At 63.5% G+C, this 25578-nt stretch carries 19 protein-coding genes, 1 tRNA gene and 1 pseudogene; 8 read left to right on the plus strand and 13 right to left on the minus strand.

Translation table 11 applies throughout. The features are described 5' to 3' along the window. Window positions 1-6 precede the first annotated feature (6 nt). Window positions 7-858, plus strand: a complete 852-nt coding sequence (locus tag KZJ38_RS14325; RefSeq protein WP_219796587.1) for a LysR substrate-binding domain-containing protein — start codon at window positions 7-9, stop codon at window positions 856-858. Between the two features lie 100 nt (window positions 859-958). On the opposite strand, the gene KZJ38_RS14330 is transcribed toward KZJ38_RS14325, so the two are convergent. After that, window positions 959-1035: transfer RNA gene (locus tag KZJ38_RS14330), tRNA-Met, on the minus strand. A gap of 283 nt (window positions 1036-1318) precedes the next feature. Here KZJ38_RS14330 and xth point away from each other — a divergent pair. After that, entirely contained in the window at window positions 1319-2095 is a 777-nt protein-coding gene (gene xth, locus KZJ38_RS14335; protein ID WP_219796589.1) for an exodeoxyribonuclease III, read from the plus strand. A gap of 80 nt (window positions 2096-2175) precedes the next feature. On the opposite strand, the gene ntrC is transcribed toward xth, so the two are convergent. The 3 genes from ntrC to glnA form a co-directional block, all read right to left on the minus strand. Continuing rightward, window positions 2176-3705: a nitrogen regulation protein NR(I) gene (gene ntrC, locus KZJ38_RS14340; protein ID WP_219800336.1), complete on the minus strand. Its 1530-nt coding sequence runs from the start codon at window positions 3703-3705 to the stop codon at window positions 2176-2178. A 156-nt stretch (window positions 3706-3861) separates the two neighbouring features. Then, window positions 3862-5004, minus strand: a complete 1143-nt coding sequence (glnL, locus tag KZJ38_RS14345) for a nitrogen regulation protein NR(II) (RefSeq protein ID WP_219796591.1) — start codon at window positions 5002-5004, stop codon at window positions 3862-3864. Window positions 5005-5269: 265 nt separating this feature from the next. Continuing rightward, window positions 5270-6685: a type I glutamate--ammonia ligase gene (glnA, locus tag KZJ38_RS14350; RefSeq protein WP_219796593.1), complete on the minus strand. Its 1416-nt coding sequence runs from the start codon at window positions 6683-6685 to the stop codon at window positions 5270-5272. Between the two features lie 465 nt (window positions 6686-7150). Here glnA and KZJ38_RS14355 point away from each other — a divergent pair, with 465 nt between their 5' ends. After that, window positions 7151-7615, plus strand: coding sequence for a rhodanese-like domain-containing protein (locus KZJ38_RS14355; protein ID WP_219796594.1), 465 nt, complete (start codon window positions 7151-7153; stop codon window positions 7613-7615). Between the two features lie 112 nt (window positions 7616-7727). Here KZJ38_RS14355 and KZJ38_RS14360 read toward each other — a convergent pair whose 3' ends face one another. The 4 genes from KZJ38_RS14360 to KZJ38_RS14375 all read right to left on the minus strand — a co-directional run bounded on the left by KZJ38_RS14360 (window position 7728) and on the right by KZJ38_RS14375 (window position 11779). Continuing rightward, on the minus strand, window positions 7728-8564 hold the full coding sequence (locus tag KZJ38_RS14360; protein ID WP_219796595.1) for a competence/damage-inducible protein A: 837 nt from the start codon (window positions 8562-8564) through the stop codon (window positions 7728-7730). Between the two features lie 51 nt (window positions 8565-8615). Further along, window positions 8616-9455 carry an EI24 domain-containing protein gene (locus KZJ38_RS14365; protein WP_219796596.1) on the minus strand — a complete coding sequence of 280 codons (840 nt, stop codon included), beginning with the start codon at window positions 9453-9455 and terminating at the stop codon, window positions 8616-8618. A gap of 240 nt (window positions 9456-9695) precedes the next feature. Further along, window positions 9696-10697, minus strand: a complete 1002-nt coding sequence (locus tag KZJ38_RS14370; RefSeq protein WP_219796597.1) for a sterol desaturase family protein — start codon at window positions 10695-10697, stop codon at window positions 9696-9698. 68 nt (window positions 10698-10765) lie between these two features. Next, window positions 10766-11779 carry a YVTN family beta-propeller repeat protein gene (locus tag KZJ38_RS14375; RefSeq protein WP_219796598.1) on the minus strand — a complete coding sequence of 338 codons (1014 nt, stop codon included), beginning with the start codon at window positions 11777-11779 and terminating at the stop codon, window positions 10766-10768. Between the two features lie 583 nt (window positions 11780-12362). Here KZJ38_RS14375 and KZJ38_RS14380 point away from each other — a divergent pair. Continuing rightward, window positions 12363-14567 carry a YadA family autotransporter adhesin gene (locus tag KZJ38_RS14380; protein WP_219796599.1) on the plus strand — a complete coding sequence of 735 codons (2205 nt, stop codon included), beginning with the start codon at window positions 12363-12365 and terminating at the stop codon, window positions 14565-14567. A gap of 257 nt (window positions 14568-14824) precedes the next feature. On the opposite strand, the gene hrpA is transcribed toward KZJ38_RS14380, so the two are convergent. Next, complete coding sequence (gene hrpA, locus KZJ38_RS14385) at window positions 14825-18958, minus strand: ATP-dependent RNA helicase HrpA (protein WP_246641475.1); 4134 nt, start codon at window positions 18956-18958, stop codon at window positions 14825-14827. On the opposite strand from hrpA, the gene KZJ38_RS36540 reads away from it, so the two are divergent. From KZJ38_RS36540 to proP, 4 genes are all read left to right on the plus strand, one after another. Beyond that, entirely contained in the window at window positions 18938-19315 is a 378-nt protein-coding gene (locus KZJ38_RS36540; RefSeq protein WP_246641476.1) for a hypothetical protein, read from the plus strand. The genes hrpA and KZJ38_RS36540 overlap by 21 nt on opposite strands. A 101-nt stretch (window positions 19316-19416) precedes the next feature. Continuing rightward, window positions 19417-20796 (plus strand): amino-acid N-acetyltransferase, encoded by a 1380-nt coding sequence (argA, locus tag KZJ38_RS14390; RefSeq protein WP_219796603.1) that lies wholly within the window; start codon window positions 19417-19419, stop codon window positions 20794-20796. 44 nt (window positions 20797-20840) lie between these two features. Then, window positions 20841-21116: an oxidative damage protection protein gene (locus KZJ38_RS14395; RefSeq protein WP_134195193.1), complete on the plus strand. Its 276-nt coding sequence runs from the start codon at window positions 20841-20843 to the stop codon at window positions 21114-21116. 726 nt (window positions 21117-21842) lie between these two features. Beyond that, a complete protein-coding gene (gene proP, locus KZJ38_RS14400) occupies window positions 21843-23312 on the plus strand; it encodes a glycine betaine/L-proline transporter ProP (protein ID WP_219796605.1) in 1470 nt (489 codons plus the stop codon). A gap of 106 nt (window positions 23313-23418) precedes the next feature. Here the strand turns inward: proP and KZJ38_RS14405 are convergent, their stop codons facing one another. From KZJ38_RS14405 to KZJ38_RS14420, 4 genes and pseudogenes are all read right to left on the minus strand, one after another. Then, entirely contained in the window at window positions 23419-23766 is a 348-nt protein-coding gene (locus KZJ38_RS14405; protein WP_219800337.1) for a PRC-barrel domain-containing protein, read from the minus strand. Window positions 23767-23998: 232 nt separating this feature from the next. Then, a complete protein-coding gene (locus tag KZJ38_RS14410; protein ID WP_219796607.1) occupies window positions 23999-24490 on the minus strand; it encodes a metallophosphoesterase family protein in 492 nt (163 codons plus the stop codon). 5 nt (window positions 24491-24495) lie between these two features. Beyond that, entirely contained in the window at window positions 24496-25071 is a 576-nt protein-coding gene (locus tag KZJ38_RS14415) for a TMEM175 family protein (protein WP_219796609.1), read from the minus strand. Window positions 25072-25230: 159 nt separating this feature from the next. Further along, window positions 25231-25578, minus strand: a pseudogene (locus KZJ38_RS14420) (cupin domain-containing protein); the annotation flags it as partial.

The raw sequence follows: 25578 nt of genomic DNA on the forward strand, positions 1-25578 counted from the left end.
TGAATTATGAAAAAACTCGATCTCGATGTACTGGAAATGGTTGTGGCGGTCGCCGATACCGGCTCGTTCGCGCGCGCCGCAGAGTCTGTGAACCGATCGCCGTCGGCGGTAAGCATGCAGATCAAGGCAATCGAAGTGGCGCTCGGCAAGCCGCTCTTTACGCGGACCACGCGCGACGTCGTGCTGACGCAGGAAGGCCGGACGCTGGTGGATTACGGCCGCCAGATGCTCGCGATACGCGAGGAAGCGTGGGCGTCGGTGGTTCGCCCCGAAATGCGCGGCCGCGTGACGATCGGTGTCCCCGATGACTACGCGTCGTCGCTGCTGCCCACCGTTTTGCGGAAGTTCGCAGTGGCGCACCCGCGTGTGGAGATCCGCGTGATCGGTCTGCCGAGCAGCGGGCTCATCCCTTTGATCAAAGACAATACGCTCGACCTCGCCTGTTTTACGAAAGCGCGAGGCGTGTCCGGCGAATTCATCCGTTTCGAGCCGATGGTGTGGGCTGCGGCACGCGGCAAGCAGCAGGTGTGGAAGGAACGGCCGCTGCCGATCGCGGTATTCGAGCAAGGAAGCGCCGCCCGGGCGCATGCAACCGCGGCTTTGCAGCAGGCCGGCATCCGCTTCCGGATGTCCTATGAGAGTCCGAGCCTGCTCGGATTGTTCAGCATGGTCGAAGCAGGTCTTGCGGTCGCGCCGCTCGCGAGGTGCAGCGTGCCGAATTATCTTGTACAACCTGGAGAGGCTGAGGGTCTGCCGCCGCTTCCCGAACTGGAAGTGATACTCGCGCGCAGCGCGCGGTCGGCGCGGCCACCGTGTGATTTTCTGGCGGAGCAGATTTTGACGGACTTGCGAGCTTGAGATCGTTGAACGCGAACGTCGCGCCCGTTCGATGCCGAGCCACAGAACAAAAAACCCGCGCGAGCGGCGGGTTTAGCGGTAGAAGCAATGTAGAAATCGTTGGTTGCGGGGACAGGATTTGAACCTGTGACCTTCGGGTTATGAGCCCGACGAGCTGCCAGACTGCTCCACCCCGCGTCAGAGGAAACGGATTGTATAGAAGGGACCCGCAATCCGTCAAATATATTTCAGACTTTTCGTGTACGCAGGCCCGACGAGCATCGGGCCCTCGCTACCAAACGACGACCTCACTGCCTTCGCATGCCGCGCAACGCGCATCTGTCGCCGACAACGCTATCATTCACATCAAGGCCGATCTGCGCGCACCACACGCGCGGACTTCGCGACATCCGATCCGTTGAACGCACGCGTGCGTCCACCGCATCGGACCTCCAAACTTTTCGCCCAGAAAAACACCACAATGAAAATCGCCACCTGGAACGTGAACTCGCTAAAGGTCCGCCAGCAGCACGTGATCGACTGGCTCGAACTGAGCCAGACCGACGTACTCTGTCTTCAGGAACTCAAGCTGCCCGACGAAAAATTCCCGCGCGCCGAGCTCGAGGAAAAGGGTTATCGCAGCTGGTTCGCCGGCCAGAAGACGTACAACGGTGTCGGCATTCTCGTGCGAAACGGCTTGCAGGTGGACGAAGTCGGCGTGGTGCGGAACATTCCCGGTTTCGAGGATCCGCAGCAGCGCGTGATCGCCGCCACAATCGAAGGCATCCGCATCGTTAGCGCGTACTTCCCGAACGGCCAGGCGCCGGGCACCGACAAATTCGCGTACAAGCTGCGCTGGCTCGAAGCCATGCACGGCTGGCTTGCGAGCGAACTCGCGCAACATCCGAAGCTCGCGCTGCTCGGCGACTACAACATCGCGCCCGAGGACCGTGACGTGCACGACCCGAAAGCGTGGGAAGGCCAGAACCTCGTGTCGCCCGAAGAGCGCGCGGCCTTTGCGCGTCTGATCGAACTGGGCCTCGTCGATTCGTTCCGCCTGTTCGACCAGCCGGAGAAGACCTTCACGTGGTGGGACTACCGGATGCTCGCGTTCCGTCGCAACGCCGGGCTGCGCATCGACCATATCCTGCTGTCGAAGCCGCTCGCCGAAAGCTGCACGCATTGCGACGTCGACAAGACCCCGCGCAAATGGGATCAACCGTCCGATCACGCGCCGGTCGTCGCGCTGACTGAATAAGAAGACGGCTCGGTGGCGTGAGCCATCGAGCCGTCTTCAGTGTCAGTCAGCAATGCAAGCGCGGACACGCCGCGCAACCATCACGGTTCGAGATTCAACTCCTGAATCTTGCGCGTAATCGTATTGCGGCCGATACCCAACCGCTCCGCCGCTTCCACTTTGCGCCCACGCGTGAAGTCGAGCGCTTCGCGAATCACCGCGGCTTCGAAGCGGCGCGATAGCTCGTCCATCACATCGGGCGAGTTCTCACGCAGCAACCGCGCGACTTCAGTACGCAGCCCGCCTTCCCATGCGCTCGCCGCCTGCTGCACAGCCGCTGCGACGCCGGTCGCAAGCACCACACCGCCGGCCGGCAGCGCGGCACCGTTTGAACCGACACCGTTGATCGCGGCGATATCCGCAACGCCTCCAGTCGCAGTCGCGACCGCGCTCGTGGCATCGACCGGCGCCTGTTGCGTCGACACGAGATCCGGCGGCAAATCCTTGATCTCGATCGTTTGCGCGGGCGCCATCACGGTCAGCCAGTTCGCGAGATTCTCGAGCTGCCGCACGTTGCCCGGAAACGGCAGCGACGTCATATAAGCAAGCGCCTCGTCCGATACGCGCTTCGGCTCGACACCGAGATCGCGCGCACTCTTCTGCAGGAAATGCCGCGTCAGAAGCGGAATGTCTTCGCTGCGCTCGCGCAATGCCGGCAACCGCAGCCGGATCACGTTGAGCCGGTGGTACAAGTCCTCGCGGAACAGCCCTTGCCGCACGCGCGCTTCGAGATTCTGATGAGTCGCCGCAATCACGCGCACATTCGCGCGCAACGGGTTATGCCCGCCGACGCGATAGAACTGCCCGTCCGACAACACACGCAACAGCCGCGTCTGCAGATCGAACGGCATATCGCCGATTTCGTCGAGAAAGAGCGTGCCATTCTCGGCCTGCTCGAAGCGCCCCTGGCGCATCGCCTGCGCACCCGTGAATGCGCCGCGCTCGTGGCCGAATAGTTCGGATTCCAGCAGATCTTTTGGAATGGCCGCCGTGTTCAATGCGATAAACGGTCCGCTCGCGCGTGGGCTATGTCGGTGCAAGGCACGCGCGACAAGTTCCTTGCCGGTGCCTGATTCGCCGGTAATGAGCACGGTCGCCGCCGAATGCGACAGACGGCCGATCGCGCGAAACATATCCTGCATCGCCGGCGCCTGGCCCAGCATCTCCGGCGTCTCGGTCACGCGCTCGTCCCACGTCTGCTCGCCGCGCATACTTTCGTCGACGGCGCGCCGGATCAGCTCGACCGCCTTGTCGACGTCGAACGGCTTCGCCAGATACTCGAACGCGCCGCCCTGAAACGCGGCTACCGCGCTGTCGAGATCCGAAAACGCCGTCATGATGATGACCGGCAGACCAGGCACGCGGTCCCGCACGGTTTGCAGCAGTTCGAGTCCGGAGCCGCCCGGCATCCGGATATCGGAAACGAGCACTTGAGGACTGTCGTGCTCGAGTGCGCCCGCCGCCTCGCGCACATTCGCAAAGCTGCGCGTCGCGAAGTTTTCGCGCGCGAGCGCTTTTTCAAGCACCCAGCGGATCGATTGATCGTCGTCTACTATCCAGATCGGCTTCATATAGGTCGTCAGAAGTCTCGTGATGCGCGCCACATTCAGTATCGCCTGGAGATCCGCTTAAGCATCCTGCTTAGGGACACTTAAGCATCGCTTAAGCATGCGCTTGTGGCGCTGCGTGTGGTACCGCGTGTGGCGCTGCGTTTGGCACATTAAGGGTTAGCAGTCGAGCGGCAGCAAAATCTGAAACTCGGTATGGCCCGGGCGGCTTTCCACTTCGATCAGCCCTTCATGCTGCTGCACGAAAGTCTGCGCGAGCGTCAATCCAAGACCGCTGCCGTCCTCGCGCCCCGACACGAGCGGATAGAAAATGCGGTCTCGAATGTCTTCGGGAATGCCTGGCCCGTTGTCCACGATATGCAAGTCCAGTGCCAACTTGCACAGCCGTTTCGCAATCGTTACCTTTCGCGCGATGCGCGTGCGCAATTCGATGCGCGCGTCGCCTTGCGAGATGCGTTCGTGCAGCGCTTGTGCCGCGTTGCGCACGATGTTGAGCACCGCCTGGATCAGTTGTTCCTTGTCGCCGCGCAGGTCCGGCACGCTGACGTCGTAGTCGCGCACCACTGTCAGGCCGCGCGGAAACTCCGCGAGGATCACCGCGCGCACGCGCTCGCACACCTCGTGAATATTGACGTCGCCGACAATATGCGGATGCCGGTGCGGTTCGAGCAACCGGTCGACGAGCGTCTGCAGCCGGTCCGACTCCTTGATCACGACCTGCGTGTACTCGCGCAATTCGTCGCGCTCGCGCGCGCCGAGCTCGAACTCAAGCAGCTGCGCGGCGCCGCGGATGCCGCCGAGCGGATTCTTGATCTCGTGCGCGAGATTGCGGATCAGCTGCTTGTTCACCGACGTCAGATCGTGAATACGCTCTTCGCGATCGGTGCGCAAATGCCGCTCGTTTTCGAACAGCTCCAGCAACACGTACTCCTGCGCGCTTTCGAGAAAGCCGACCACCGCATGCACATGCAGCGGCTCGTGCCCCGGCCGCTCGAGCACGGCGTCGAGATGCGTCGCGTTGAAGCGATGGTCCGCAATCGCCGCGATCGTCTCCATCAGTTCGTCGGCATTCGTAAACACATCGTGCCAGGCCATCTGCGTGAGCTGCCGGCGCGACAGCTCGAGCATCGACTCCGCCGATGGATTCGCAAACGCGACGCGCAGCGTGCGTTTTTCCAATACCAGCACGACGGTCGGCAAGGCTTCGAAGCCCGGCAGCAAGCCGGATTCGACAAGCTGCGCATCGTCCGACAACGGCTCGCCGTGTCCTTTTCTTGCCTTGATCAGATTCTTCAGTACCATCTTGCAGTCCGGCGATGATGAGACGATGAGAAAGCGCACGCCTCGTGCGCCGCGAACGTTGCGCGTGGTCCAGCGGTGTAGCGGGTCAAACTACCCGGGTCAAACTACCCGGGTCAAACTACTCGGGTCAAACACCAACAGGTGAAACAACAACGGGTCCAACAACAACGGCCCAACAAAAAAGGGACGGCGGTGCCGTCCCTTGGGTCCTTCGAATCGCGAACGAGGGACGCGCGCTTCGCCTCACGGCGAAGCGCATCGCCGCTTACAGCGAGTAGTACAGTTCGAATTCGACCGGGTGCGTGGTCATACGCACGCGCTGCAGTTCGCCTTCCTTCAGTTCGAGGTAAGCGTCGAGCATTGCGTCCGTGAACACGCCACCGCGCGTCAGGAACTCGCGATCCTTGTCGAGTGCTTCCAGCGCCTGATCGAGGCCGGCACACACGGTCGGGATCTTTGCATCTTCTTCCGGCGGCAGGTCGTACAGGTTCTTGTCGGCAGCTTCGCCCGGATGGATCTTGTTCTGCACGCCGTCGAGACCCGCCATCATCAGTGCCGAGAAGCACAGGTACGGGTTCGCGAGCGGATCCGGGAAGCGCGTTTCGATACGGCGGCCCTTCGGATTCGCGACGTGCGGAATACGGATCGATGCCGAACGGTTGCGTGCCGAGTAAGCGAGCTTGACCGGTGCTTCGAAGTGCGGCACGAGACGCTTGTACGAGTTCGTACCCGGGTTCGTGATCGCGTTCAGCGCGCGTGCGTGCTTGATGATGCCGCCGATGTAGAACAGCGCGAATTCCGACAGGCCGGCGTAGCCGTTGCCCGCGAACATGTTCTGACCGTCCTTCCAGATCGACTGGTGCACGTGCATGCCCGAGCCGTTATCGCCGACCACCGGCTTCGGCATGAACGTCGCCGTCTTGCCGTACGTGTGCGCGACGTTGTGGACGATGTACTTCAGTTGCTGCGTCCAGTCGGCGCGCTGCACGAGCGTCGAGAACTTCGTGCCGATTTCGTTCTGGCCTTGACCGGCCACTTCGTGGTGGTGCACTTCGACCGGAATGCCGATCTGCTCGAGCAGCAGACACATTTCCGAGCGGATGTCCTGGAACGTATCGACCGGTGCGACCGGGAAATAGCCGCCCTTCGTGCCCGGACGGTGACCGGTGTTGCCGCCTTCGAATTCCTTCGCCGACGACCACGGTGCTTCTTCCGAGCCGATCTTGACGAAGCAGCCCGACTGGTCCGCGCTCCACTGGACCGAGTCGAAAATGAAGAATTCCGGTTCCGGACCGAAGAAGGCCGTGTCGCCGAGGCCCGTGCTCTTCAGGTACGCTTCGGCGCGCTTCGCGAGCGAGCGCGGATCGCGTTCATAGCCCTTGCCGTCCGACGGCTCGATCACGTCGCAGGTCAGCACGAGCGTCGATTCTTCGTAGAACGGGTCGATGAACGCGGTGTCCGGATCCGGCACGAGCAGCATGTCCGATGCTTCGATGCCCTTCCAGCCGGCAATCGAGGAACCGTCGAACGCATGGCCGCTCTCGAACTTGTCGTCGTCGAATGCCGACACCGGCACCGAGACGTGCTGTTCCTTGCCGCGCGTGTCGGTAAAGCGGAAGTCGACAAACTTGACGTCCTCGTCCTTGACGAGTTGCATGACGTCGGCCACGGATTTACTCATAACCTATCTCCTGATTAACGAATTCGGCGGGTTTTAGCCGCCGCCCAATCTAGCTGACCCGCTCCCCCGCGTCTACAGGGTTGGTGCGCTTTAATTCGAGATGCGCCCGGGTCGAACGGGACCGATAAAAGCAGCTTCCATGCCACCTTCGCTCCGGTGGCATGCGGAATACGTTTGCCCGTACTGCTGCCGTGAATCGTCGCACGTTTTGCGGGAACTGAGATGACGCTTCGCTTCGGGGCATGCACCATTTGCGTGCAGTCCCGATATCAGCACCCGATCAACGCCTCAATTTGGTGCAATGGTGCAATTTTGCACCTTTATGGAGCGTCTGTTGTGATCGGTGTGGATAAGGGTGTGGCGCAGATGGACAACACTCGGCCTGCAGGTCGATAACGGGCAAACACATGCGCGCGATACACGGCGCGCTAGAATGATCCTTTGGTCCAAAGGAGACTTGCTGTCATGACCACGCTTGAGCAGTTATACGCGCAGGCCGAAAAGCGCCGTATCGACAATCAGTTGGCCTATGCGGGCGCGTTATCGCCCGCCGAGGCGTTCGAGCTCCTCGAACTGGACCCGCGCACACGCCTCGTCGACGTGCGCACGCGCGCCGAACTCGATTGGGTCGGCCGTCCGCTCGTCGGCGACGGCCAGTATGCGCATATCGAATGGACGCGCTATCCGGGCGGCGTGCCGAACGCAGAGTTTCTCGATCAGTTGCGCCAGGTCGCGACGCTCGATACGCCGGTACTGCTGCTGTGCCGCAGCGCCGCGCGCTCGAAGCTCGCCGCCGTTGCGGCCACGCAGGCCGGCTTTACGAAGGCGATGGATCTGCTCGAAGGATTCGAAGGCGACAAAGATAGCCAGGGGCACAGAAAGACCGTGTCGGGATGGTGTTTCCGCGGCTTGCCGTGGATCGGCGCTTGAGGCCCGGTTTCGCGAAGCGATGCCGATGTAGATGCTGATGTTGATATTGATGCGCCTCAAAAACGCATCGCAAGCGTGTGAGTCGATTCACCTCACACGCTTGCCTTGAAGTTCACCGCTGCGGCTTCGCCGACCCGGCAGCCGTGTCTGGTTCGACGATATCCCCACCCAGCAGATGCACGCCTTCGCGCAGCTTGACGAAGGCTGCTGCGACCGCTTCGGGCTCGCCCTTTACCCCCAGATCGATATGGCGCCGCGCATAGACGCCGCCGCGCTCCGCATCGCCGACGCTCGGCAAGCTGAACACGCGTACGCCGGAGAAGTCGTGCTCGATCTTCTCCATCAGCGGTGTCAGCGTCGACTCCGGCAACTCGAACACAAGCAGCGACTTCTCCGCGTGCGGTGTCGCGTGATGCAGATGCGCGTACTTCGTGTCGAGCACCCATTCGATCATCGGCCACGCCATCACCGGGAAGCCCGGCACGAAATGATGGTCGCGAATCGAAAAGCCCGGAATCTTGTTGTAGCCGTTCGGAATGATCGATGCACCGCGCGGATACGTGCCCATATTGAGCCGGTGCAGATTTTCGGGCGAGTCGTAGTCGACGGGCTGCGGCGCATCGGCCGGATGCATTTCGCGAATGCGCTCGCGGATCAGGTCGGCAGCCTCCGGGTGCAGCTCGAGCGGCACCGCGAGCGCCGCAGCCGCGCACTGGCGGGTGTGGTCGTCGGGCGTCGCGCCGATACCGCCGGTCGAAAAGACCACGTCGCCGCTCGCGAAGGTACGGCGCAATGTCGCGGTAATGCGCTCGGGGTCGTCGCCGACATACTCAGCCCAGCCAAGCGACAGACCGCGCGCCTTCAGGAGTTCGATGACCTTCGGCAGATGTTTATCGACCCGTCTGCCCGACAGGATTTCGTCGCCGATGATGATCACGCCAAATGCCATTGCCGCCTCGCGAAAATGAAATGCCCGAATTGAATTGCAGCGCCGGGAACGTCAGCCACGTAAGTAAGGGACTGGCGCCGTGCCGTGCGGCCCCTGCTCTTCCGCGCGCAGACGCTGCAGCGCGCGCAGACAGTAGTAGCCGAACCACAGCGCCGAAAACACAAGAATGAACGCGTAAATCCAGATGGTCGCCGCGGTCATGACCGGAAACAGCACGATGAGCCATACCGACGATGCCCACAACAGCGTCGGCAGCGACCCGAGCAGACCGCTCGCGACGCCGATCAGGAGCAGCGGCAAGCGGTGCCGCCGCACGAGAATCCGCCGTTCGTCGCTGCTCGCGTGCATCGCGAGCGCATCGTAGGTCATCACGCGATAGGTGAGCCAGCCCCACAGCAGCGGCGGAATCAGCGCGAAAAACGGCGGAATCAGCCATAGCGGCAACGTAACGATCAGCACGACGAGACAGACGAACGTGGTCCACAGCGCATGCATGAGGCTGCCGTACCAGGTGCCGCCGTGCCGCATTTCAAGGCTCGCGAACTGCCGCGCGGACAGATACTTGATAACGGCCGGCATCGACAGCGTCGCGATCAGCAGCAGCACCGTGACGACAATCAGCGGAATCGCGATCGCAATCACGATAAACGGCGCGACTGCCGCATGCAGCGATGAAAAGCCGACCCAGTCGAACAGATGGTAGAGCGTGGTCGTAAAGGACCAGGTGTCGAGCCAGCCGCGCGTCGCGCCAATCAGCGTCTGCCACGAAAACCACAGGATCGCGCCCCAGACCACGGCCGCTCCGAGGAACGGCGCCAGCGTCAGCCAGAGCATGCGCGGGTGGAGCACGCTTGTGAGCGCGCGTCCGAACGAGCGCAACAGGTCATTCATGCGAGCGGGTGCCGGTGAAAGAAATGTTGGGGAAAAATGGTGCGAGCGACAACGCGAACGCACAACGCAAAAGCGGTGCAAACGTGGACAGGATAAACCACGCGGTGGGTCGGCGGTAACTGTCGGTGCCGGAACGCGTCCGGCGAGGATGGCGGCGACGACGTACGCTGACGGCGGCACCAGGCGTGTATTGGGAGCCGGGCAGCTCCCCGCGGTCTAGTTTGGAAGAGAACGAAATGCTCAGAGCGCCGCGGCGTCGTTGCCCGACGATGCGCGCCGCTTCGGCGCGAGACGCCTGGCGATGCGCACGAACGCGAGCCAATGCTGCGTGACAAAACCATCGCCGTAGCGGTGACCGTCGAGCTGGTCGCGAATACCGGTCGGCTCCATTTCGCGGTTCCATGACGCGCTGCCGAACAGCATGTCCCACCACGGAAACAGCACGCCGAAGTTGCAGCCGTACTTGAGCCCTTCGTGACCGTAGCCGATCGCATGATGGCGGCGATGGAACGTCGGGCTAACCAGCAGGCGCTCGCCGAGCCAGCCGAAGTACAGCCGAATATTCGCGTGCTGCACGCTTTGCGCGAGATTCGTGATCGCGACGAGCACGACGAATTGCGACGGCGGCACGCCGATAAACAGTGCGATCAGCGCGAAGAAGCACGCCTGCAGAAGATCGTCGAGCAGATGGTTGCGGTCGTCGGACCAGAGCGACATCTGGCGCTGGCTGTGATGCACCGCATGCAGCTCCCACCAGACGCCGATACGATGTTCCCAACGGTGATACCAGTAGCCCGCCAAGTCGAGAACCAGCAGATAAATCACGAACGTGACGATCGGAATGGTCGTGACACCGGGCCACAGATTGTCGATTTCGAGGTTCGCGATATTGTGCAGCCGCAGCCACCCTTGCACTGCGTCGAACATCGGCTGCAGCGCGAAGAAGAAAAACAGGTTCAGGATGCCGAGCTTCGCGATCCACGTGTACAGCACGTCGACGCGCACCGCCTTGCGGTTTTCCCACTTCTCGACCGGACGCAACGCTTCGAGCGGCCGCAGCACCGCGTACATCGCGAGCACCTCGAACACACCGACGATGACCCAGTACAGGCTGTCGTACGTATCTTCGTCGTAATCCATCAGGCCGAAGTGAAACAGCAACGGCTGCACGACGCTTTCGTACAGCGCGGTCTGCAGCGTCGACACTGCGTTATCGAGCGTGGAGAAGATCAGATGGAACATGGTGCTCGCTGTTCGTCAAACCCGTTGTACCGTTGCTGTAACCTGCGCCGCGCGCTGCACACCCCGCACTACGCGCCGTTCGGCGCGGTGACCGGCGCGCGGTCGAAGAAATAGATGCCGTGCGGAGAACGTCCGACGGCGATCGTCTGAATCAGTTTACGCTGTGTCAGATCGATGATGCCGACGTGCTTCGCAAAGCGGAACGTTACCCACAGATAGCGTTTGTCCGAGGAAAGTTCCATGTCGTCGGGACCCGGCAGCAGGCCCGTGATGTCGCCGACGTTCGTCAGTGATTCCTCGTCAATGATGCTGATCGTATTCGCGACGCGGTTCGACACCGCCACATGCCGGCCGTCCGCGAGCGAGCGGAAGTTATGCGCGCCCTTGCCCGTGGGAATGGTCTTCACCACCTTCTGGTTCTTCCAGTCGACCACGGCGACGTAATCGGCGCCCGTCATGCCGATCAGCAGGTACTTGTCGCCGGGCGTCATCCAGAGACCGGCCGGTACCTTGCCGACTTTCATTTTCCACTTCACCGTCTGCGTGGCCAGATCGACCGCGGCGAGTTCGCCCGACACCTGCAGCGTGACGAACACCGTCTTGCTATCGGCCGAGAACGCCATATGGCTCGGCATGACCGCAAGCGGAAGACGCTGCGCGAGCGCGAGGTTATGACCGTCGTAGTGATAGATGTCGAGCCGGTCCAGACGCAGCCCCGTCGTGACGAGCCACTTACGGTCCGGCGAGAAGCCGATCTGGTAGGGATCTTCAATACCTTCGATCCAGCGCTGCACCTTGCCCGACTTCGGATCGACGAACAGCAGGTTGTTCGACACCGAGTTCGCGACGATCAGCGATGAATTGTCCGGCGTCGCCATCAGGTGGTGCGGCTCCTTGCCGGTCGGCACGGTATCGACGACCTGGCGCGTCGCCTCGTCGATCAGGCTCAGCGTCGCTTCGCCGGAATTGAGCACGATGACGTTATTCGCGTGGACTGCCGGGGAGAAGAGGACTGCTGCCGCGGCGAGCGCCGCGCCTGCCGGGAACGTGCTGATCAGGCCGGAGAAGGAAAATTTGCGCATGAAGGTTCACTACTGAAGACAGCCGTCATTGTAGAACGTTTGCGTGTTGAAACGGTTGACGGAGCGCAGGAATTTCCGATTGCGGCGCATGGCCGCAACACCTTGCCCGAAGCGGCTGAAACAGAGAAACGCTGAGTTTCGCCTGCGGATTTCCGAATCGAATCTGTTGTCTGCCGTAAATTCCGATCTTTAAATCGGATTTCATTTAGCTGCATTCGGTGAATCGATAATCATCCTAAATTCCCGACCATAATCTGAAAATTAAAAGGACTGTCTTATTACTTTCGGCCAAACCGGTTTTAAGAGTTTACTCATATCGCGCGCCGCGTGGATTACCCGAAAACCGCTTTCCGATGACCCGTCAGTTCAGGCACAAGCACACAGCGGCGCAAGCCGTTTGCGTGCTGGCCGAACACATCCTGGCGTTTTTGGAGGCGCGAACAATATGCGTAAATCAAGTTTGAACAGCTATATAAAAAGCCGGTACCCGTCTTTAATCCGATCGCCGGAAACCGCACGCGCGTACCGATGCGCGCCCGGCATTCTCATCTTTGCTCAATTGGCGCTCGTGGGTCTCGTTGCCATGACCGCCGCACCCGTTGCGCGCGCCAGCATCCCGGCCGCGCAGTACTACTTCGATGCCGACGGGCTGCAGAGCCCGAGCGATGCGGTCACCGTGCGCTTCGGCACGAAGGCGGTCGCGGCCGGCGCGGGCGCGCACGCGCTCGGCCAGCAGTCGGTCGCGATCGGTTACGGCGCCGGGGTCGCGGACAGCGGCGGGGTCGCGATCGGCAGCAGCGCCAACACATTTGGCCCCGACACGATGGCGCTCGGCAACCAGGCAGTCGCGAACGGCCTGGGCGCGATTGCCGGCGGCATGCAGGCGCGTGCCGAACTGTTATCGACCGCCCTCGGCGCCTACTCGGCTGCAACAGGCGAGACGTCATCGGCCTTCGGTGTGTCATCGAGGGCCGATGGCATCGGCGCCGTTGCGCTCGGCGGCGGCGCGAGCGCAACGAATGGCGATGCACTCGCGGCCGGCCATCTGTCGAGCGCGGCGGGACGCGAGGCGGTCGCGCTCGGCGGCCGCGCCGCGGCGTCGGGTGAACGGGCAATCGCGCTCGGCACCGGTGCGCAAGCCGCCGGCGACCGCGCACTGGCGGCGGGCGCGTCCGCCAGTGCGAGCGAAGACGCCACCGCGTTCGGCACGTCCGCGGCGGCCACGCAAGCGGGCGCGACGGCATTCGGCATGAATGCCGCCGCAAACGGCGTGCATGCCATGGCGCTGGGCAATTTCGCGGGCGCTGCGGGCAACGACAGCCTCGCCGTTGGGGCGTTGTCGCATGCGGAAAATCAGGCAGTCGCGCTCGGCGCGTATGCAAGCGCGAATGCGCGAGCATCGCTCGCATTCGGCCTGAACGCGAGCGCGACGCACGAAAACAGCATCGCGCTCGGCGCCGGTTCCGCGACGACGGTCGGTGCGCGCGCCGGCTATCTGGCGTATGGGCTGTCCGTACCGCAAACATCGGCCGGCGAACTCAATATCGGCACGCGCACGATCAGCGGCGTAGCCGCCGGCGCGACGGATCTCGATGCGGTCAACGTCGCACAGCTCAAGGCGCTCGACAGCAAGATCGACGCCGCGGCCGCGCAACTCGCGAGCACGCTCAGCTATGGGTCCAATGCGGACGGGTCGGTCGATCGCAATAGCGTCGCGCTGGCCGGCGATCCTGCCGGCGGCGGCACGCAGATCCATAACGTCGCTGACGCGCTCGACACGCACGATGCCGTCAACCTGGGCCAGCTTTCGGCGATGCTCGCCGATGCGATCGCCAACGCGCCGGTGAATGGCGGCAACGCGGCAGACAATCCGCTCTTCGCCGCAGCAGGCGACGCCGCAAGCGAAACAGCTCATGCCGGCGGCGCGCATTCGGTCGCGGTGGGAGCGAGCGCCGAGGCGCCATCAGCGCAATCCATTGCGATCGGTGCGAGCAGCCGTGCGAGTGGAACGAACGCGCTCGGAATCGGCGCAAACGCACAGGCGAGCAATGCGGATGCGATTGCGCTCGGCGCGAATGCGCAGGCGAGCGGTACGGACGCGATCGCAGTCGGCGCGAACACGCAGGCGAGCGGTGCGGACGCTCTCGCAGTCGGCGCAAACGCACACGCGAGCGGTACGGACGCCATCGCAGTCGGCGCAAACACGCAGGCTAGCGGTGCGCATGCGGCCGCGTTCGGCTCGAATGCGCAGGCAAGCGGCACCCACTCGGCCGCGCTCGGCGCCAATGCGCTCGCATCCGGCAACCGCGCGCTCGCGCTCGGCGCAACATCTCGCGCGACTGCCGACAACTCGATTGCGCTCGGCTACGGCTCGGTTGCGGACCGCGCAAACAGCGTCTCGATCGGCACCGACGGCAACGAGCGGCATATCACGCACGTCGCGCCCGCCATAGAAGGCACCGATGCGGTCAACCTGAACCAGCTGAATCAGTCGATGAACGGCTCACTCGCGGCGGCCAACCGCTACACCGACGACAAGCTCCGTTCGGCACGGCGCGACGCATACGGCGGCGCGGCGGCTGCCCTCGCGGTCGCTGCCCTACCGCGCGCCGTTTTGCCGGGCCGCGGCATGGTTGCGATGGCGGGTGGTTCGTACGGCGGACAGTCCGCGTTGGCATTCGGCGTATCGCAGCTGTCGGAGACCGGCCAGTGGGCGTACAGCGTGCAAGGCACGGCAAGCTCGCGCGGCGAGGTGGGAGCCGCGCTCGGCGCAGGCACGCATTTTTAGGCGCGTCCCTGCGCCCGGAATTGAATTGATTTGAATTGGTGGGACGGATGCAGGCATGTCCCCATGTGCCTGCATTCTTTGGCGCGATGCCGATGTCGGGATCCATCGGTTTCGCGTCCTTTTTGCGTCCGAATCGGCCTGCCGGTCTTGCGTCGGTCGTGCACCCAACTTGCGCCGGGCTTTGCGAACCTTGCCATAACCGTCTCACCGCAAGCCCCGGCCATGTCGTCTATCGCGAACGCGACATCAGCCGCCCGTCACCGCTGCATCGATTCCCAAACCTTATACAGCCGCTTCACCGAAACCGGCATTGGCGTACGCAATTCCTGCGCGAACAGCGACACGCGCAGTTCTTCGAGCAACCAGCGGAACTCCGCGAGCCGCGCATCCATGACGCCGCCGCGTTGCGCAAGCGCGCGCTGATAGTGTTGCGCGAGTGGCGCGAATTCTGCGAACTGCCGCGCATCGCGCGCCGGATCAGCCTTCAGCTTGTCGATACGTAAGCCGATCCCTTTCAGGTAGCGCGGGAAATGCGTCAACTGTGTGTACGGCGTGTCGACCACAAACCGTTTGCCGATCAGCGCATCGAGCTGGTTCTGCATATCCGCATACGCAGCCGCGAACGGCTTCGCCTGCGCGAGCTTTTTCAGCACCGTCGCGTACTCGCCGAGAATCTGGCCGATAAGCCGCGAGATTTCCTGGGCCAGCAATGTGAGCCGGCTGCGGCCTTCGTCGCGACGCGCGTGGAAGCTCGCATCGTCGTCGGGCAGCGGGTCTTGCAGACATGCGCGGTCGAGCGCGGTGTCGATCAGCTGATCGCGCAGTTCTTCCTGCGTTGCGCGCGCCATAAACTGCATCGCCATTTCGCGCAGGCCCGGCAGATTCTTTTCGAGGTATTTGATCGGCTCGCGCAACTGCAGCGCGAACAGGCGGCGCAAGCCAGCACGATGAATGCGCGCCGCTTCGTCGGGCGAATCGAATACTTCGACGTCGCAATGCGTACCGCGGTCGACAAGCGCCGGATAGCCGAACAGCGTCTGCCCGCGACGACGTACCTCGAGCAGCTCGGGCAGCTTGCCGAAGTTCCACGTCGTCAGGTTTTCGTAGAGCGCGGTGGCAGGCGCGGCAGCGCCGCCGCCGGCAGGCGCCGTGTGCGGCGCGGAACCCGCGCCACTGCCGGCACCACCCGCACCGCCGCGTGCCGCAGCCGATACACCGGGACCCGCCGGCCCAGCGCCCGCCCCGCCGCCGGCGCGGGCACCCGCCCCACGTGCATCCCCACCCCGCCCCAGCGCATCGCCGGCCTGATCGACCAGCGTCGCGCTCGCCGCCAGCTTCTGAAACTGCTGCTGCGCTTCACCACCAAGCTCAGCACGCAACTGCGCGAGATTGCGTCCCATCGCGAGCTGCCGCCCATGCTCGTCGATGATCTTGAAGTTCATGAACAGATGCGCGGGCAAGGTCTCGAGCTTGAAGTCCGACTGCTTCAACGCGACCTGCGTCTCGCCGCGCACGTCGGCAATCAGCGCATCGACGAGGCCACCCGCGCCGAAGCGCGCGCCGTCGCTCGTGCGCTCGGCAAAACCCGCCGCATACTGCGGCAACGGCACGACATGACGGCGCAGCTTCTGCGGCAGCGACTTCAGCAGCAGTTGTGCCTTCTCCTTCACCATGCCGCGCACGAGCCACTCGGCGCGCCGCGCATCGACCTGATTCAGCGCATACAGCGGCACCGCGAGCGTCACGCCGTCGCGCGGCGAACCGGGCTCGAAGTGATACGTGAGCGCCATTTCGATACCGGCCATCGTCAGCCGCTTCGGGAACAGCTCCGTCGTCACGCCCGCCGCTTCATGGCGCATCAGATCGTCGCGCGACAGATACAGGAGGCGCAGCTTGTCTTCGGCCTGTCCGCTCCGGTTCACCTCGTCGCGGTACCAGCGCTCGAATGCGGCGCCGGTATAGATGCCCTGCGGAATCACCTCGTCGTAGAACCCGAAGATCAGTTCGTCGTCGACGAGCACGTCCTGGCGGCGCGACTTGTGTTCGAGCTGTTCGATCTCGGCGAGCAGCTTGCGGTTATGCGCGAAGAACGCAAGCTTCGTCTCGAACTCGCCTTCGACGAACGCGCCGCGGATAAACAGCTCCCGCGCACGCGCCGGATCCTGCTTGCCGAAACTCACGCGCCGCCGGTGGTAAATCGTGAGCCCATACAGCATGGCGCGCTCGAACGCGCTGACCTGCGCCGCGCGTTTCTCCCAATGCGGCTCGGACAACGACTTCTTCAGCAGATGCGCGCCGATTTTCTCGACCCACTCGGGCTCGATCTTCGCGATGCCGCGCGCGTAAAGCCGGCTCGTTTCGACGAGTTCCGCGGCCATCACCCAGCGCCCCGCTTTCTTCGCGAGCGCGGAACCTGGCCACAGATAAAACTTGATGCCGCGCGCGCCGAGGTAATACGGTTCGTCGTCGGCTTTCATGCCGATGTTGCCGAGCAGGCCTGTGAGCAGCGCGAGATGGATCTGCTCGAAGGTCGCGTCCGATTCGTTCAGGCGCCAGCCGTGCTCGCGCACGACGGTCAGCAATTGCGAGTGCACATCGCGCCATTCGCGCAGGCGCAGATGCGATAGGTAGTTCGCGCGACACGCGTCCGCGAGCTGCCGGTTCGATTTCTTGTGCGCGATCGCTTCGTCGAACCACGCCCAGATCTTCGGCCACTGCAGAAACTCGGAACGCTCGTCGGCAAAGCGGCGATGCGCCTGGTCGGCCTGCTCCTGCGCCTCGATCGGCCGGTCGCGCGGATCCTGCACCGACAGCGCGCTCGCGATGATCAACACTTCGCGCAGCGCCTGCTGGTCGCGCGCGGCAAGAATCATGCGGCCCACGCGCGGGTCGAGCGGCAGCCGCGCGAGCTCGCGGCCAAGCGGCGTCAGCGCATTATCGTCGTCGACGGCGCCGAGTTCGTTCAGCAGCTGATAGCCGTCGGCGATCGCGCGTCCGGGCGGCGGCTCGATAAACGGAAACGTCTCGATCGCGGTCAGATGCAGCGACTTCATCCGCAGAATCACCGCCGCGAGCGACGAGCGCAGAATCTCCGGGTCCGTGAAACGCGGGCGCGCGGCGTAGTCGGTTTCCTCGTACAGACGTATACAGATGCCGTCCGCGACACGCCCGCAGCGGCCCGCGCGCTGGTTCGCGGCCGCTTGCGAGATCGACTCGACCTGCAGCTGCTCAACCTTGTTGCGATACGAATAGCGCTTCACGCGCGCAAGGCCCGTATCGATCACATAGCGGATGCCGGGCACCGTCAGCGACGTTTCGGCGACGTTGGTCGCGAGCACGATGCGGCGCGCATTGGACGGCCGGAACACGCGCTCCTGCTCGGCTGCGGAAAGCCGCGCGAACAGCGGCAGGATCTCGGTGTGCGGCGGATGGTGCTTGCGCAGCGCCTCGGCCGCGTCACGAATCTCGCGCTCGCCGGGCAGGAACACGAGCACGTCGCCCGGGCCTTCGCGGCATAGTTCGTCGGCTGCATCGACGATCGCGTCGATCAGATCGCGATCGGTCTCGCGCTGCGATTTCGGGCGCTCGCCACGTTCGGAACGATCGCCGCGCAACGGCGTGCCTTGCGCCGACTTGACCGCCGCGCTTTCCTCGACGACCGGCCGATAACGCATCTCAACCGGATAGAGGCGACCGCTGACCTCGATCACCGGCGCCGGCTTCTCGTCGCTGCCAAAGTGGCGCGCGAAACGCTCCGCATCGATCGTCGCAGAGGTGACGATCAACTTCAGGTCTGGCCGCTTCGGCAGGATTTCCTTCAGATAGCCAAGCAGGAAATCGATGTTGAGGCTGCGCTCGTGCGCCTCGTCGATGATCAGCGTGTCGTACGCCTTGAGCAGCGGGTCGGTCTGCGTCTCGGCGAGCAGGATGCCGTCCGTCATCAGTTTGACCGACGCGCCCGGCGCGAGATTGTCGGTGAAGCGCACCTTGTAGCCGACCACTTCGCCGAACGGCGTGCCGAGTTCCTCGGCAATGCGCCGGCCCGTCGCCGACGCCGCGATGCGGCGCGGCTGCGTGTGACCGATCAGCCCGCTGCCGCCCGCACCGAGACCGCGCCCGAGCGTAAGACAGATTTTTGGCAGCTGCGTCGTCTTGCCCGAGCCGGTCTCGCCGCTCACGATCACCACCTGATGGCCGGCGATCGCGCGCGCGATCTCGTCACGCCGGCCCGAGACGGGCAACGCTTCGGGGAACGTAACCGGCGGGATCGGATTCGGTGCGACGACGCGCGGCTCGCGCGGTGGACGTTGCGGGCGCGGCTGTTGTGACTCGCGGGAATCGTTGGGTGGACGTGGCGACTGCGGCGTGCGTTGCTGCTGCGGCTTGCGCAATTGTTGCTGTTCCGGTGCACGCGGCGGCTGCTGTTCCGGTGCACGCGGCGGCTGCTGTTCCGGCGCGCGCTGCTGCTCCGGTGCGCGCTGCTGTTCCGGCGTGCGCTGCTGTTCCGGTGCGCGCCGTTGCTGCTGCTCCGACGCATGCCGCTGCTGCTCCGGCGCGCGCCGCGACCGCTGGTCCGAACCGCGCCGCTGCTGCTGCGGGCGCGCATCGTCGCGCCGCGCCTCTTCCCGCCCGGCACCGCCGCCACGCGCTGTTTCACGACCGGCTTCGCCGCCGGCTTTGCCAGCGCCTCTGCCAGCGCTTTCGCCAGTGCTTTTGCCAGCGCTTTGACCTGCGCTTTTGCCAGGTGAGTCAGGCAACTTCTCACGTCCCCGCTCAGCCGTGGTTTTCACGTCATCAGCGGCAGGAGTTTTGGGTACATTCGACATGGGGGCGCATTATAATCCCGGGCATGAATTCCCAAACCGACCTCATCCCCGCATCCGCGAGCGCACCGGTCGCCACCGGCGGCGCGATCGCAAGTCCCGCGCAGCACGCGCAATTCGTCGACTGGATGCGCTCGGTAGCCCCCTATATTCACCGGTTCAACAACAAAACGTTCGTTGTCGGCTTCGGCGGCGAAGTGGTGCATCAGGGGCTGCTCAACGCGCTGGTGTCCGATATCGCGCTGCTGCAGGCGATGGGCATTCAGATCGTGCTCGTCCACGGCTCGCGCCCGCAGGTCGAGGAGCAGATGAGTCTGCACGGCGTGCAATCCGAATTCTCGCAGGGTATGCGCATCACCGACGCGCGCGCCCTCGAGTCGGCAAAAGAAGCCGCCGGCGAAGTGCGCCTCGATATCGAAGCCGCGATCAGCCAGGGCTTGCCGAACACGCCGATGGCGCACGCGCACATCAGCGTCGTGTCGGGCAATTTTGTGACCGCGCGGCCGGTCGGCATTCTCGATGGCGTCGATTTCCAGCATACGGGCGTCGTGCGCAAGATCGATGCCGAGTCGATCCGCCATTCGCTCGCAAGCCGTAAGCTCGTCCTGCTGTCGCCGCTCGGCTTCTCGCCGACCGGCGAAGCGTTCAACCTCGCGATGGAAGACGTCGCCTCCGCCGCGGCAATCGCGCTGCGCGCCGACAAGCTCGTGTTTCTGACTGAGACCGACGGCCTCGCCGAAGGCGGCGAACTGATCCGCGAACTGTCGCTCGACGACGCATACAAGCTGCAGGAAAGCGGCGAGGTGCAAGGCGACGCAGGCTTTTATCTGAAGCACTCTATCCGTGCATGCCGCGGCGGCGTCGCGCGCGCACACATCATTCCCTACGCGCTCGACGGCAGCCTGCTGCTCGAACTGTTCCTGCACGACGGCGTCGGCACGATGATCTCGTACGAGAACCTCGAGAGCTTGCGCGAGGCGTCGCCGGACGACGTCGGCGGCATCCTCACGCTGATCGAGCCGCTCGAGACCGACGGCACGCTCGTGCGGCGCGGCCGGCATCAGATCGAGCGCGACATCGACCACTTCTCGGTGATCGAGCACGATGGCGTGCTGTTCGGTTGCGCGGCGCTCTACCCGTACACGCAGGAGCGCATCGGCGAAATGGCGTGCCTGACGGTCTCGCCCGAGGCGCAAAACTCCGGCGACGGCGAACGGCTTTTGCGGCGCATCGAGCAGCGCGCGCGGGCGCGCGGCCTCACACGCATCTTCGTGCTCACCACGCGCACCGAACATTGGTTCCTGAAGCGCGGCTTCGTGAAGGCAACTGTCGACGACCTGCCGGAAGACCGCCGCCGCCTCTACAACTGGCAACGCAAGTCGCTCGTGCTGATGAAGCAGCTCTGAGCGCGGCCTCGACCGCCACCCCTATTTCTCAGGAGAAGCACAGTATGGCTCGCATGGTTCAATGCACGAAGCTCGGCAAGGAAGCCGAAGGCCTCGATTTCCCGCCGCTGCCGGGCGAACTCGGCAAGCGGATTTATGAGAGCGTGTCGAAGGAAGCGTGGCAGGCATGGCTCAAGCAGCAGACGATGCTGATCAACGAAAACCGCCTCAATATGGCCGACCCGCGCGCGCGCCAGTATCTGATGAAGCAGACCGAGAAGTTTTTCTTCGGCGAAGGCGCCGATCAGGCATCGGGCTACGTGCCGCCGTCGCAGGGATAACACAAGGGCCAATACAAGGCCCACTACAAGAACAACACGACGGCTAGCACCAGAGCCAACAGAACGCTAAAAATCACACGCTGCAAGCCCAAAAATCCGCGCGTTTTCGCGCGGATTTTTTTTATTTTTTTACGCCGGACCCCGTACGCTGGCGTGGTTCGTGCGAGGTCTCGAAAAAAAGCCGTATCCCCCGCCCAGCAAGGGATACAGCGCTTCGGTCAGAGCCTTGCCGGACGAGGGGTTTGCACGATCCTCTGCCATCGTGCTAACATGTTCATCGTTTTAACAGCAACTCACCTGCATTTCGCCGTTCGCCCCGGATTAGTAGGATCATTTGCGCGCCCACTCGCCGCACTGTCCGTCTCCGGTATCGAATCGTTTTCATCCGAAGGCTAAGCCTCACCGCTGGCCCTTCAACCGGCGCAAGCAATCGCGGCAAAGCCGCCAGATTGCCCACGCCATCCTGCATCTGCGCCCGCTACGCGGGTTCGCGGCTCCACCGCGAAGCGGATGCAAACCTGCAGCAGTACCTGACCGAGTGCAATTTCGCGACGACCCGCGACGCACAGGGCGCATTGTTTTCTGCGTTCGCCGCGTATGAGGCCCGGATGGATCCAGGGCTTCGCTGGAACCGGTCCCAGGCCGGCCGTCGACGAAACCGCACTTCCCCCAGCACCCGTGGCTCAACGCATCGGCGTTTGGCCGCAGTCATTGGAGATTGACACCTTGACCGCTTCCAGCAACGGCTTCTGGCGAAATAACAATAACGACAATCGTCTTTCGCTCAACGACATCACGATCGTCGACAACAGCCTTCTCAAACGCGCCGTCGGCGCCATGGCGCTCGGCAACGCCATGGAATGGTTCGACTTCGGCGTGTACAGCTATATCGCCGTGACGCTCGGCAAAGTCTTCTTTCCGTCCAGCAGCCCCTCTGCGCAGCTCATCGCCACCTTCGGCACATTCGCGGCCGCGTTCCTCGTGCGCCCGATCGGCGGCATGGTGTTCGGTCCTCTGGGCGACCGCATCGGTCGCCAGCGCGTGCTCGCAATGACGATGATCATGATGGCGGTCGGCACCTTCGCGATCGGCCTGATTCCGAGCTATTCGTCGATCGGCGTCATGGCGCCCGTGTTGCTGCTCGTCGCGCGTCTCGTGCAGGGCTTTTCGACGGGCGGCGAATACGGCGGCGCGGCCACCTTCATCGCCGAGTTTTCGACCGACCGGCGGCGCGGCTTCATGGGCAGCTTCCTCGAATTCGGCACGCTGGTCGGCTATATCTTCGGCGCGGGTACTGTCGCCGTGCTGACTGCGACGCTGTCGCAGGACGCGTTGCTGTCGTGGGGCTGGCGCGTGCCGTTCATGATCGCGGGGCCGCTGGGTCTCGTGGGCCTCTATATCCGTCTGAAGCTCGAAGAAACGCCGGCGTTCAAGAAGGAAGCCGAAGCGCGTGAAGCGGAAGAGAAGTCGCGTCCGAAACAGACGCTCGGCGAACTGCTCGCGCAGCAATGGAAGCCGCTGCTGCTGTGCGTGGGCCTCGTGCTGATCTTCAACGTGACCGACTATATGGCGCTGTCTTACCTGCCGAGCTATCTGTCGGCGACGCTGCACTTCAACGAAACGCACGGCCTCTTCCTCGTGCTGCTCGTGATGGTGCTGATGATGCCGATGACGCTCTTCGCCGGCCGCCTGTCGGATACGATCGGCCGCAGGCCCGTGATGCTGTTCGGTTGCGTCGGTCTTTTCGTGCTGGCTGTGCCCGCGCTGCTGCTGATCCGAATGGGCACGGTGCTGCCGGTGTTTGCCGGCCTGCTGATTCTCGGCGCGCTGCTCTCGACGTTCACCGGCGTAATGCCGTCGGCGCTGCCCGCGCTGTTCCCGACGAAGATCCGCTACGGCGCGCTGGCAATCGGCTTCAACGTATCGGTATCGCTGTTCGGCGGCACGACGCCGCTCGTCGCCGCGTGGCTCGTCGAGCACACGGGCAATCTGATGATGCCCGCGTACTACCTGATGGGCGCGTCGCTGATCGGCATCGTGTCGGTGGTGGCGTTGCGCGAGACCGCGAAGAAACCGCTGCTCGGCTCGGCGCCTTGCGTGGCGACGCGTGCCGAAGCACATGCGGTGCTGCGCGGTCAGCGTGAGGCGGAAGAACTCGAAGAAGCGTATGCGGCAACGGCCGCGGTGCGCGCTTAAGCGACATTGCACCCAGCGCGGTCAGGCGACATCGATCCTGATGTCCTGACCGCGCATTCACTTCGACCGCACATTCACTTCGGTCACGCGCCGGCGATCAGCCCGATCAGTCCGTCGCGTACTTGAATTCGGGCAGCGCTTCGATCGACTGCTTCGTCGCGTCGGGCATCAGCACCTGCTTGTCGCTGATCTGCAGACTGCTGAACGGTACCGCGACGTAGTGCTTGCCCATCCCAAGAAAGCCGCCGACCGACAGAATCGCGAACGCATTGCGATCCGCAGGCGAAAGGATCAGGTCGTCGATCGTGCCGATGCGCTCCTTGTCGCGGTTGTATACGGTCGCGCCGGCGAGCTTCGAGGCGCGAAAACCCTGCCCCGTCTGAACGACGTCGACGCGCCTTTCGGTCACCGACTGCGGCGCGCCTTGCGCGATGGCGTTTGCCGTCACGCTCATCGTCGCGCTTGCCACGACGAGTCCGGCCACAAACAGAGAAATGGGTCGCTGAATCACGGCTCCTCCCTTTGCGCTTTTGCCTGCCGATGCGGGACAAGCCGCGCACTTGTTAAATGAAACCCGCAAAGCGCATGCGCGCGACGCGCAGGCGTCGCGCTATCTGATGCGCGATTACAACGGATTTAGCAAGGGTCGTGCCGCGGATGGCAGCACCTGAACCTGATCATGCAAGTCACGCGATCAACGTATGCAGCGTCGCATGAACCTGCGCGCCATCGATCAGCAACATGCCCGCGGAGATCGGCAGCCTGAAGCGCCTCGGCCCGGCGCTTCCCGGGTTCACATACAGCACGCCGTCGCGCTCGTCGATCAGCGGCTTGTGCGAATGCCCGGTGACAACAACGCGTACGCCATCGCGCTGTACGTTCTTGCCGACATCGGCGATATCGTGGACGACGAGAATCGTCACATCCTGCACGGTCAGTGTGGCGTGCGTCGGCAAGGCCGCGGCCCATGCGCCGATATCGTTGTTGCCGCGCACCGCGGTGAGCGGCGCGATCTCGCGCAATGCGTCGAGCACCGCCGGCTCGCATATGTCACCGGCATGAACGATGGCATCGCACCCTTCGAGATGCTGAAGCGCTTCGGGCCGCACGAGATTATGCGTATCGGAAATCAAACCGATGCGAGCCGCTTTCGAACCGGCCGAAGATGTCGAACCCATCACCTTCACTCCTTGAGCACACGCTCGATGCGCCGATCCGGCACAAGCCAGATCGCCGCGGTGAACGTGTACAGCGCGACCGACACCGATGGCATCACGAACCCGAACACGACACCGGCCAGATACAGTACGAGGGAAAGCTTTCCCTTCCGGTCGCGCCCGAGTGCGCGAGCCAGCGTCGAGTCGGGACCGTGCTGGCGAATCATCACGTGGGCAAGAATGAAATACGCGATCGCCGCCATAAACAGCACGACGCCGTAGAGTGCCGTCGGCCACGCGGCCAGATGGCTCTCGCCGAGCCAGTGCGTGACCGCGGGCAGCAGCGACAGCCAGAACAGCAAATGCAGATTGGCCCAGAGCGTCGCGCCGTTGACCTTCTGCACGGTATGGAACATATGGTGATGGTTGTTCCAGTAGATACCGACGTAGATAAAGCTCAGCACATACGCGCAGAACACCGGTGCAACGGGCCGCAGCGACTCGAGATCGAAACCTTCGGGCACCTTGAGCTCGAGCACCATGATCGTGATGATGATCGCGATCACGCCATCGCTGAACGCTTCGATTCGCCCTTTGCCCATCTGCCCGCTTCCTTTTTTTGATCGATTCGATGACGACGGTGCGCGCGCGGCAAGCAGGCGCGCTGCGGCCGATTATCAGCGATCATCCGGCGACTTGTCGACCTCGGCATTTGGTTTGAATTCGGGCTTGAACTCGGGCCCGGACTCCATCGCGGCACGGTAGTGAATGGCCAGCCACACGGAAGGCTGATCCGGATGCGTCCACGCAACGCGATGCCGGCGATGCGCTTCGATGCGGATATAGTCGCCGGGCCGCATTTCGTGCAGCGCTTCGCCATGCTCGAACTCGAGCGCGGCCGCGCCGCTTAGCAGCACGACCCACTCGTCGCGTGGGCTGTCGTACCAGAAGTCCGGCGCACTGGCATGTGCCATCGACACGATGCGCTCGACCGTCAGATCGCCGCGCTCGACCAGCGTGTCGACATGCTCGAGCGGACCAAGTTCGACAGCGCTGAACAGATTGCCGGCATCTTCGGCGAATGGCGATTTCCTTGCGCCGGATGTCAT

Source organism: Paraburkholderia edwinii (genome assembly GCF_019428685.1).
GTDB classification, from domain to species: Bacteria; Pseudomonadota; Gammaproteobacteria; order Burkholderiales; family Burkholderiaceae; genus Paraburkholderia; species Paraburkholderia edwinii.

Bases quoted from the DNA above. Each gene is read 5' to 3' on its own strand.
- KZJ38_RS14325 (WP_219796587.1), top strand. From the start codon at position 7: ATGAAAAAACTCGATCTCGATGTACTGGAAATGGTTGTGGCGGTCGCC.
- xth (WP_219796589.1), top strand. From the start codon at position 1,319: ATGAAAATCGCCACCTGGAACGTGAACTCGCTAAAGGTCCGCCAGCAG.
- ntrC (WP_219800336.1), bottom strand. From the start codon at position 3,705: ATGAAGCCGATCTGGATAGTAGACGACGATCAATCGATCCGCTGGGTG.
- glnL (WP_219796591.1), bottom strand. From the start codon at position 5,004: ATGGTACTGAAGAATCTGATCAAGGCAAGAAAAGGACACGGCGAGCCG.
- glnA (WP_219796593.1), bottom strand. From the start codon at position 6,685: ATGAGTAAATCCGTGGCCGACGTCATGCAACTCGTCAAGGACGAGGAC.
- KZJ38_RS14355 (WP_219796594.1), top strand. From the start codon at position 7,151: ATGACCACGCTTGAGCAGTTATACGCGCAGGCCGAAAAGCGCCGTATC.
- KZJ38_RS14360 (WP_219796595.1), bottom strand. From the start codon at position 8,564: ATGGCATTTGGCGTGATCATCATCGGCGACGAAATCCTGTCGGGCAGA.
- KZJ38_RS14365 (WP_219796596.1), bottom strand. From the start codon at position 9,455: ATGAATGACCTGTTGCGCTCGTTCGGACGCGCGCTCACAAGCGTGCTC.
- KZJ38_RS14370 (WP_219796597.1), bottom strand. From the start codon at position 10,697: ATGTTCCATCTGATCTTCTCCACGCTCGATAACGCAGTGTCGACGCTG.
- KZJ38_RS14375 (WP_219796598.1), bottom strand. From the start codon at position 11,779: ATGCGCAAATTTTCCTTCTCCGGCCTGATCAGCACGTTCCCGGCAGGC.
- KZJ38_RS14380 (WP_219796599.1), top strand. From the start codon at position 12,363: ATGACCGCCGCACCCGTTGCGCGCGCCAGCATCCCGGCCGCGCAGTAC.
- argA (WP_219796603.1), top strand. From the start codon at position 19,417: ATGAATTCCCAAACCGACCTCATCCCCGCATCCGCGAGCGCACCGGTC.
- KZJ38_RS14395 (WP_134195193.1), top strand. From the start codon at position 20,841: ATGGCTCGCATGGTTCAATGCACGAAGCTCGGCAAGGAAGCCGAAGGC.
- KZJ38_RS14405 (WP_219800337.1), bottom strand. From the start codon at position 23,766: ATGAGCGTGACGGCAAACGCCATCGCGCAAGGCGCGCCGCAGTCGGTG.
- KZJ38_RS14410 (WP_219796607.1), bottom strand. From the start codon at position 24,490: ATGGGTTCGACATCTTCGGCCGGTTCGAAAGCGGCTCGCATCGGTTTG.
- KZJ38_RS14415 (WP_219796609.1), bottom strand. From the start codon at position 25,071: ATGGGCAAAGGGCGAATCGAAGCGTTCAGCGATGGCGTGATCGCGATC.